Annotated in this window: 11 protein-coding genes; 6 read left to right on the plus strand and 5 right to left on the minus strand. The window is 64.4% G+C overall.

The genetic code is table 11. From position 1 onward, the window contains the following. The 4 genes from JOZ76_RS12005 to JOZ76_RS12020 form a co-directional block, all read right to left on the minus strand. Positions 1-446 (minus strand): ABC transporter ATP-binding protein (locus JOZ76_RS12005; protein WP_291698840.1); only part of this gene is annotated, 446 nt, incomplete at its 3' end. Beyond that, positions 443-1,276, minus strand: coding sequence for an ABC transporter ATP-binding protein (locus tag JOZ76_RS12010; protein ID WP_291698841.1), 834 nt, complete (start codon positions 1,274-1,276; stop codon positions 443-445). The genes JOZ76_RS12010 and JOZ76_RS12005, both read right to left, overlap by 4 nt. Next, positions 1,273-2,589: a high-affinity branched-chain amino acid ABC transporter permease LivM gene (gene livM / locus JOZ76_RS12015; RefSeq protein ID WP_441300021.1), complete on the minus strand. Its 1,317-nt coding sequence runs from the start codon at positions 2,587-2,589 to the stop codon at positions 1,273-1,275. Before livM ends, JOZ76_RS12010 begins: the two co-directional genes overlap by 4 nt. Before the next feature lie 19 nt (positions 2,590-2,608). Further along, positions 2,609-3,523: an ABC transporter permease subunit gene (locus tag JOZ76_RS12020; protein ID WP_291698843.1), complete on the minus strand. Its 915-nt coding sequence runs from the start codon at positions 3,521-3,523 to the stop codon at positions 2,609-2,611. A gap of 321 nt (positions 3,524-3,844) precedes the next feature. Between JOZ76_RS12020 and JOZ76_RS12025 the strand changes: the two genes are divergently transcribed. Further along, complete coding sequence (locus JOZ76_RS12025) at positions 3,845-4,399, plus strand: hypothetical protein (RefSeq protein WP_291698844.1); 555 nt, start codon at positions 3,845-3,847, stop codon at positions 4,397-4,399. Here JOZ76_RS12025 and pcaD read toward each other — a convergent pair. Then, positions 4,390-5,172, minus strand: coding sequence for a 3-oxoadipate enol-lactonase (gene pcaD / locus JOZ76_RS12030; RefSeq protein WP_291698845.1), 783 nt, complete (start codon positions 5,170-5,172; stop codon positions 4,390-4,392). The two genes, JOZ76_RS12025 and pcaD, sit on opposite strands and share 10 nt — an antisense overlap. 186 nt (positions 5,173-5,358) lie before the next feature. Between pcaD and JOZ76_RS12035 the strand changes: the two genes are divergently transcribed. The 5 genes from JOZ76_RS12035 to JOZ76_RS12055 form a co-directional block, all read left to right on the plus strand. After that, on the plus strand, positions 5,359-5,805 hold the full coding sequence (locus JOZ76_RS12035) for an SRPBCC family protein (RefSeq protein ID WP_291698846.1): 447 nt from the start codon (positions 5,359-5,361) through the stop codon (positions 5,803-5,805). 134 nt (positions 5,806-5,939) lie between these two features. Continuing rightward, on the plus strand, positions 5,940-6,425 hold the full coding sequence (locus JOZ76_RS12040; protein ID WP_291698847.1) for a (2Fe-2S)-binding protein: 486 nt from the start codon (positions 5,940-5,942) through the stop codon (positions 6,423-6,425). Positions 6,426-6,455: 30 nt separating this feature from the next. Further along, a complete protein-coding gene (locus JOZ76_RS12045) occupies positions 6,456-7,262 on the plus strand; it encodes an FAD binding domain-containing protein (protein ID WP_291698848.1) in 807 nt (268 codons plus the stop codon). Between the two features lie 36 nt (positions 7,263-7,298). After that, the gene (locus tag JOZ76_RS12050) at positions 7,299-8,207 is read left to right on the plus strand and encodes an AAA family ATPase (protein WP_291698849.1); all 909 of its coding nucleotides are present in this window, start codon (positions 7,299-7,301) and stop codon (positions 8,205-8,207) included. 150 nt (positions 8,208-8,357) lie between these two features. Then, positions 8,358-9,121, plus strand: a 764-nt coding sequence (locus tag JOZ76_RS12055) for a vWA domain-containing protein (RefSeq protein WP_291698850.1), incomplete at its 3' end; no start/stop codon positions are given.

Below are 9,121 nucleotides of genomic sequence, written 5' to 3' on the forward strand. Positions count from 1 at the left end.
GCCAGCATCTGCTGCTCGCCGCCGGAAAGCGTGCCGCCACGCTGTGCCATGCGTTCCTTGAGCCGCGGAAACAGGGTGAAGACGCGCTCCAGGCTGCCTTCGCGCTCGGCCTCCGGGGTTTCGGTGGCGTCGGCCCCCATCTGCAGATTTTCCGCCACGCTCATGCGCGGAAAGATCCGGCGGCCTTCGGGCGACTGCGCGATCTTGAGCCGCGCGATCTGGTGCGTCGGCACGGCGGTGATGTCGTTGCCGTCGTACAGAATCTGGCCGGCGCTGGCGCGCGGCCGGCCGAAGATCGTCATCATCAGCGTCGATTTGCCGGCGCCATTGGCGCCGATCAGCGCGACGATCTCGCCGCTGTCGATGGCGAGGTCAACGCCCTTCAGCGCTTCGATCTTGCCATAGGCGGCGCGCAGGTTCTTGATCGCGAGCAGCGGCGTGGTCATTCGCCGCTCTCCATCACCGAGATCGCTTCCTTTTCGTCCGCGCCGAGATAGGCCGCGATCACCTTCGGATCGTCGCGAACCCGTTGCGGTGAGCCTTCCGCGATCTTGACGCCGTAATCCATCACCACGACGTGGTCGGAGATTTCCATCACCACGCTCATGTCGTGTTCGATCAGCAGGATCGACGTCCCCTGGTCGGCACGGATCGATAGCAGGAGTTCGCTCAGGGCCGCGCTCTCGCGCGCATTGAGGCCGGCGGCCGGCTCGTCGAGGCACAGCAGCGCGGGCTCGGTGCACATCGCGCGCGCGATCTCGAGCCGGCGCTGGTCGCCGTAGGGCAGGTTGCCGGCCGCGTCGTCGGCACGGTCGAACAGGTTGATCCGCTTCAGCCAGAAAATGGCGAGGTCGATCGCCCGTTTCTCCGCAGCGCGCCAGGACGGCGCGCCGATCAGGCCGAGAAAGGTGAGCCCGGAAGCGCGCATCAGCGCATTGTGCTGCGCCACCATCAGGTTTTCCAGCACGGTCATCCCGGGGAACAGGCGGATGTTCTGGAAGGTGCGCGCGACCTTGGCGAGCTTGGCGATCCGGAAATCGTTCAGCTGTTCCAGCGCGATGTCGGATGCGCCCCGCTGCTTGAGGCGGATGGCGCCGCTGGTCGGCTTGTAGAAGCCGGTGATGCAGTTGAACACGGTGGTCTTGCCGGCGCCGTTGGGCCCGATCAGCGCGGTGATCTGGCCGCGCGCGGCCGCGAAGGACAGGTCGTTGACGGCAACGATGCCGCCGAAACGCATGGTCAGATGATCGACGGACAGAATGAGATGATCGCTCATCCGTGCCCTTCCTTGACGAGATCGGAGGAGATCGCTTCGGCCTTCTTCAGATAGACCGTCGGCGCGCGGTGGCCGATGATTCCGCGCGGGCGCCAGATCATCAGCAGCACCATTGCCATGCCCAGCACCAGCATGCGGTACTGGTCGAGGCCGCGAAACAGCTCGAAGCCGCCGATCATGCAGAGCGCCGCAATCGCCACCCCGAGCTGCGAGCCCATGCCGCCGAGCACGACGATCGCGAGCACCAGCGCCGATTCCTGGAAGGTGAAGGATTCGGGACTGATGAAGCCCTGGCGGGTGGCGAAGAAGGCGCCGGCAAAACCGCCGAACATGGCGCCCGTCGCAAATGCCGTCAGCTTGGTGGTGGTGGTGTTGATGCCGAGCGCGCGGCAGGCGATCTCGTCCTCGCGCAGCGCCTCCCAGGCGCGCCCGATCGGCAGCCGGCGCAGGCGGATCGTCACCCAGTTCGTGAGCAGCGCCAGGCCCAAGATCACGTAGAACAGGAAGACGATGCGGTGCGTCGGCGAATACTCGATGCCGAGCAGCGCGGCGAGGCCGTCGTCATCATTGGTCAGGGGGATGCCGAACAGGGTCGGCCGGGGAATGCTCGAGATGCCGTTAGGGCCGCCGGTCAGGCTCTGCCAGTTCAGGATGACGAGACGGATGATCTCGCCGAACGCCAGCGTGACGATGGCGAGATAGTCGCCGCGCAGCCGCAGCACCGGAAAGCCGAGCATCACGCCCCAGCAGGCGGCGAGCAGGCCGGCCAGCGGCAGGCAGACCCAGAACGAGAGATCGAAGCTGGTCGCCAGCAGCGCGTAGGAATAGGCGCCGACGGCGTAGAAGGCGACATAGCCGAGATCGAGCAGGCCGGCGAGGCCGACCACGACATTGAGACCCCACCCCAGCATCACATAGGTCAGCACGAGAATGCCGAGGTCGAGAATGTAGCGCTGATTGTAGAAGATGACGGGGACGAGCAGGGTGAAGACGAGCAGTGCGGGGGCGAGGAAGCGGCCGGATTGCGCGACCACGCCTTGCACGGAGGCGGGGACCAGCGTTCCCGGTCCGATCGGGCCGAGCCATCGCCGCGCCGCCTCGACGAGGATGCTGCCGCCGAACACCGCCGCGACGATCGCCGCAAGATCGTCGAACCGCGTCCAGTAGATCAATTGCCCCGTGGGACCCGCTTCGGTGCGCACCCCGATCATGAGCGAAAACAGCACCAGCGCGACGGCCGCGCTGATGAAGGCCTTTTTCAAGATGAATGCGATGTCCGATTTCGGCGATGCTTTGACGTGGTCGGAGGAGATCGTTGTCACGCGCGGCCTATCAGACTTTTTCGACTTCGGGGCGGCCGAGCAGGCCGGTCGGCATGAAGATCAAAACCACGATCAGGATCGAGAATGCGGCGACGTCCTTGTACTCGACCGAGAAATAGGCCGACCAGAAGGTCTCGATCAGGCCGATCGCAAGGCCGCCCACCATCGCACCGGGCAGCGAGCCGATGCCACCGAGCACGGCGGCGGTGAACGCCTTGATGCCTGCGACGAAGCCCATGAAGAAGTCGACCAGGCCGTAATAGAGCAGGTACATGATGCCCGCCACCGAGGCCAGCGCCGCCCCGATTACGAAAGTCATCGAGATGGTGCGGTCGACGTCGACGCCGAGCAGCGACGCCATGGTCTGGTCCTGTTCGCAGGCCCGCATGTCACGGCCGATCCGGGTTCGCGATACCAGCCAGGTGAAAATCGCAAGCAGCACGATGGTGGTCAGCACCACGAGGATCTGCACGTTGGAGAGCTGAACCACAAACCCCTCGTGCTCGACCAGCGTGTAGCCGCCGGTGACGATCGGCGGCAGCGGCTTGACGCGGGCGCCTTGCGACACCTGCGAATAGTTGGTGAGCACGAAGGACATGCCGATCGCCGACAGCATCGGCGCGAGGCGGAAGGAATGCCGGAGGGGACGATAGGCGATCCGCTCCACGGTCCAGCCATAGAGCGCGGTGATGGCCATCGCGACCAGCAGCATGACCAGGAGCACCACGGGGGCGGCGGTCAGCCCGAATGAGAGCAGGATGAGGAAGGTGATCATGGCGATGAAGCCGCCGATCATGAAGATGTCGCCATGGGCGAAATTGATCATGCCGACGATGCCGTAGACCATCGTGTAGCCGATGGCGATCAGGCCATAGATCGAGCCGAGCACGAGGCCATTGATGAGCTGCTGTGCGAAATAAGCCATGGGCTCCCGATTGCGTCACACGATACGGGTCAAAGGGCGCCACTGCCCAATTCATCCACTGGCAACCCTGATTGTCCCCTCGCGCATTGTCTAACAGTGGCAAAAGGTGGCGGCAACAGCGACCAAAGCGGCAGAAAGGTTTGTACAGGGGTCATTTTGAGGCAATTTGCACGGTGCATTGCCGCAAAACGCGGCAGGGAGGTGCCGGCGGCGCCGAAGTTAAGGTAAATAAAGAGTTCAAATTGCCGCTCGCAGTCGAGCGGCGTTAATTCCCCGCTGCGTCGCAGGTATGTGCATCGTCCGCGGCTGACGGGGAGTGACATGGTCAAGGACTGGCGGATCAGCTCATTCAATGGCGCGCTGCTGGCGGCCTATTTCATTCCGGTCTGGACCATCATTGCCTTCAGGATCATGGCTTCGCCGATCCACGGCCTCTATGAGCGGCCGAATATCTCCGTCGCCCTGTTCATCGCCGAGCATGTGCAGCTGGCTGCCGTCGGCACCGTGCGCGCCGCCTGGCTGCTCGCGCTGGGCAGGCTGACGATGGTTGCCTTCTTCGCCTTGTTCCTCGTGCTCGTCAGCCGTCCCGCGATCCGCAAGGCGGGAGGCTGCGACGAGGCGCTGGCGGTCGCGCTCGGCATCGGCAGCCTGATCAGCTTTGCCAGCATGGTGATGGCCGCACAGGCCGGCGAGGCCGCCGCGCTCAGGCTGCATGCCACTGAGCTCCTGCTGCTGCTCGGCAATGCCATCCTGTTGGCCGTCGAGGCACCGGCGAGGGCGCCGGCTGCCCAGGACCTGCCGCATGCCCAGCGGTTCAGCCTGGGGGGCGCGCTTCGCGGCCTGGCCATCACCGCGTGGAACGCGCGTCAGCGCTGAGTCAAAAACCCGATCACCGCGTCGGTAAAGGCGTGCGACTGCTCGACATTGGAAATATGTGCGGCATCGAGGATGGTCATGCTGGCGCCTGGGATCGCCTTGCGGATCATCTCGCCCGCCGCAATTGGGGTCGCGTTGTCGTGGCGCCCCGCGATCACGAGCGTCGGGCGTGAGATCTTCGGCAGCAGCTCGCGATGGTCGAGCCTCGAGAGGGCCTCGCAGCAGCCGATGTAGCCCGTAACCGGGCTCGCCAGCAGCATCGCCTTCAAATTTGCCGTGACCTGCGGCTCGCGCTCCCTGAAATCCGCGCTCAGCCAGGCTGCAATGACAGCATCGGCAATTGCGGCCATGCCGCCGTCGGTGACCAGCTTGATGCGATTGAGCCAGTTGGCGGGATCAGGGTAGTAGCAGGCGGTGTTGGCGAGGACGATGCGGCCGAGCCGCTGCGGGGCGTTGGCGCCCAGCCATTGCCCGACCATGCCGCCCATCGACAGGCCGCACCAATGCACCTTGTCGATGTTGAGGTCGTCGAGAATGGCGAGCACGTCGCGGCCGAATCGCTCCATCGAATACGGACCGGGCGGAACGCCGGACTTGCCATGGCCGCGGCGGTCGTAGCGGATGACGCGAAAAACCTGCGTCAGCGGTTTCATCTGCGGCTCCCACATCGCCAGTGTGGTGCCGAGCGAGTTCGACAGCATCACCGTCTCGCCGCTCTGGCGTCCCTCGACTGAGACGTTGAGCAGACAGCCATCGGCATCGATCATCGGCATGGCAGTGATTCCCGTCCCGCGTGTTGTGTGCCTCGCTCTGCCAGTCCACCAGGTCCGGCGCAAGCCCATTGCCCCGAGACAGGGATAGTAGGCCACCCGGCGGCCTACTTCCTTTTGCCACTTGCTTGCATTACTGGGTGATCACAGCATCGGGCAAATTGAGCAAAAGCATCGAGGGAGGCAGCCATGGCCATGACGATGAACGGCGAGGTGCAGCTTGCAGCGCCGCGCGAGGCGGTGTGGGCCAAGCTGAACGATCCGGAGGTGCTAAAGGCCTGCATCCCCGGTTGCGAGGAGCTTGAAAAGACCGATGAGCACGGGTTTCGCGCGGTCGCCAAGATGAAGGTCGGCCCGGTCTCCGCCCGCTTCAAGGGCAAGGTGACGTTGAGCGATCTCGATCCGCCCAACGGCTACAAGATTTCTGGCGAAGGCGAGGGCGGGGTCGCCGGTTTCGCCAAGGGCGGCGCGACCGTGGCGCTGGCCGAAAAGGATGGCGGGACCCTGCTGTCCTACAATGTCGAGGCCCAGATCGGGGGCAAGCTGGCCCAGCTCGGCCAGCGCCTGATCAACGGCACCGCCAAAAAGCTCGCGGACGAATTTTTTGCAAATTTTGCCAAGGCGGTTCAGGGCTGAAGCCTCCTTCTGGCCATACCCCCATGTTCCCGGCGAGGTTGCCCATTGCCAGCAGGGGAAATATGATGAATTCCGACCGATTTTGATGCCCGTTCCGCCGCGCCCTGCGGCCGGCGCGGATGAAGAGAGTGCTGATGGCCAAGATTTCCCTGATCGTGAACGGTAATCCCGTAACCGCGAATGTCGACCCGCGAACCCTGCTGGTGCAGTTTTTGCGTGAGAATCTGCGGCTGACGGGCACCCATGTCGGCTGCGACACGTCGCAGTGCGGCGCCTGTGTCGTCCATCTCGACGGCAGGGCCGTCAAGGCCTGCACCACGCTGGTGGTGATGGCCGATGGCCATGAGGTGCGCACCATTGAGGGGCTGGCCGCCGACGGCGCGCCGCTGCATCCGATGCAGGAGGCTTTTCGCGAGCATCATGGCCTGCAATGCGGCTTCTGCACGCCCGGCATGATCATGACGGCAGTCGACCTGGTCCACCGCAAAGGCCACGAGCTCTCAGAAGAGACCATTCGCGAGGAGCTGGAAGGCAATCTGTGCCGCTGCACCGGTTACCAGAACATCGTGCAGTCGATCGCTGCCGGCGCCAAGGCGATGGCGAAGTCCGATCTCGCTTAATCAGCTCATCATCGCGATCCGGATCATCCCATGTACGAATTCAAATATCATCGCCCGGCGACCGTGCGGCAAGCCGCCAATCTCCTGGTCAAGAACGAAGACTCAAAACTGATCGCCGGTGGCCACACGCTGGTGCCCGTGATGAAGCAGCGGCTGGCGAGCCCGGCCCATCTGGTCGATCTCAGCCATATCGAGGGACTGGATACGATCGAGATGAAGGGCCGCGCGCTGGTGATCGGCGCCACCGCCAAGCATGCCGAGGTGGCGACGTCGGCCACCGTCCGCGAGACCATTCCTGCGCTGGCCGAGCTAGCCGCGATGATTGGGGATCCGGCCGTGCGCCACAAGGGCACGATCGGCGGCTCGCTCGCCAACAACGACCCGACCGCCGACTATCCGGCCGCCTGCCTCGCGCTGGGTGCGACTATCGTCACCAACAAGCGGCGGCTGAAGGCTGAGGAGTTTTTCCAGGGCCTGTTCGCGACCGCGCTGGAAGGTGACGAGATCATCACTCGCGTGATGTTCCCGCTGCCGAAGAAGGCGGCCTATGTCAAATTCCGCAACCAGGCCTCGCGCTATGCGCTGGTCGGCGTGTTCGTGGCAAAGCGGCCGTCGGATGTTCGCGTGGCGGTGACCGGGGCCGGCTCCAATGGGGTGTTCCGCGTCACCGCGTTCGAGGAGGCGCTGAAGAAGCGGTTTTCGCACAAGGTGCTCGACGGCATCACGGTCCCGGCGGAGGGGTTGAACAGCGACCTGCATGGCAGCGCCGAATATCGTGCCCATCTGATCTCCGTGCTGACGCGCCGCGCGGTCGAAGCGGCCAACGCAAAGCCCTGATTTGCCCACACCCTGTCCAGTAAGGCCTCTTCGCCCATGAGTGCATCGGCACTGCCATCCTCCGTCGATGCCATGCTCGCGTTGTTGTCCTCACGCGGCTATCTGGCCGAGCGGGCGCTCGCGACCGTGACCTATCTGTCACTGCGCATGGGCCGGCCGCTGTTCCTCGAAGGCGAGGCCGGCGTCGGCAAGACCGAGATTGCAAAGGTGCTGTCGGCGGCACTCGGTCGCAAGCTGATCCGGCTGCAATGTTACGAGGGTCTCGACGTCGCTTCCGCCGTCTATGAGTGGAACAGCGCGGCGCAGATGATCGCGATCCGCCTCGCCGAAGCCTCAGGGGAGACCGACCGCGAGCAGCTCGCCAGCGACATCTTTGCCGACCGCTATCTGATCAAGCGTCCGCTGCTGCAGGCGCTGGAACCCGACGTTGCGGGCGCGCCGGTACTCCTGATCGACGAGCTCGACCGCGCCGACGAGGCGTTCGAAGCCTATCTGCTCGAAATCCTCTCGGACTTCCAGGTCACGATTCCGGAATTCGGCACCGTTAAGGCGCCGCATCCGCCGATCGTCATCATCACCTCGAACCGCACGCGCGAGATCCATGACGCGTTGAAACGGCGCTGTCTCTATCACTGGGTCGATTACCCCACGGCCGAGCGGGAGCTTGCGATCGTCCGCAACCGGCTGCCGGGAATCCCTGCAAAACTCTCGCAGCAGATCATCCGGTTCGTGCAGACGCTGCGCAACCAGGATTTCTACAAGTCCCCGGGGGTGGCCGAGACCATCGACTGGGCGACTGCGCTCACCGAACTCGATGCGCGTTCACTCACCGCCCAGGTGGTCGGCGACACGCTGGGCGCGCTGCTCAAGTATCAGGACGATATCGGCCGGATGCAGGGCGAGACGCTGGACAAGGTGTTGAAGGACGCGACGAGCGAGACGTAGTCATTCGTCGCTTCGTTAGGTTCGTCATCCGGGGCGCGACGAAGTCGCGAACTCTGGTGCGCAATTGCGCACCTGAGAATCTCGCGCCGCAACCTCTGGATTCCGGGTTCGATGCTTCGCATCGCCCCCGAATGACATTGGGATACAGTGATGCCCACGGCCATCGATCATCTCAACCCGCCGACCGGCCAGTTCGCCGACAACATCATCGGCTTTGCACGCGCGCTGCGCGCGGCGGGGCTGCCCGTCGGGCCCGGCGCCGTGCTCGACGCGCTGACCGCGCTCGACGCCGTCGACATCGGCAACCGCCGCGACGTCTTCACCACGTTGGAAGCAGTGTTCGTCAGGCGCCGCGAGCACGCGCTGATCTTTGCGCAGGCCTTTGACCTGTTCTTCCGCGCCGCGGAGGAATGGAAGCACCTGCTCGATTCCGTGCCGCTGCCGGATCACGCCAAGAAGAAGCCGCCGCCGGCCTCACGGCGCGTCCAGGAGGCGATGTCACAGGGCACGCGCACCGAGACACAGGAGGTCGAGCAGCAGGACGTGCGGCTATCGATGTCCGACCGCGAGGTGTTGCAGAAGAAGGATTTTGCGCAGATGAGCGCGGCCGAGATCGTACAAGTCACGCGCGCGATCGAGAAGATGCGGCTGCCGCAGGCGGAGCTTACGACCCGACGCTACAAGCCCGATCCGCGAGGGCTCCGGCTGGACATGCGCCGCACGCTGCGCGGCTCGCTCCGCACCGTGGGCGATATCGTCGCCATCCATCATCTCGGGCGCATCGAAAAACCGGCGCCGATCGTGGCGCTGCTCGATATTTCCGGCTCGATGAGCGAGTATACGCGGCTGTTCCTGCACTTCCTGCATGCCATCACCGATGCCCGCAAGCGGGTCTCGGTGTTCCTGTTCGGCAC

The sequence above is a fragment of the Bradyrhizobium sp. genome, from assembly GCF_019244115.1.
In the GTDB taxonomy this organism is placed as follows: domain Bacteria; phylum Pseudomonadota; class Alphaproteobacteria; order Rhizobiales; family Xanthobacteraceae; genus Bradyrhizobium.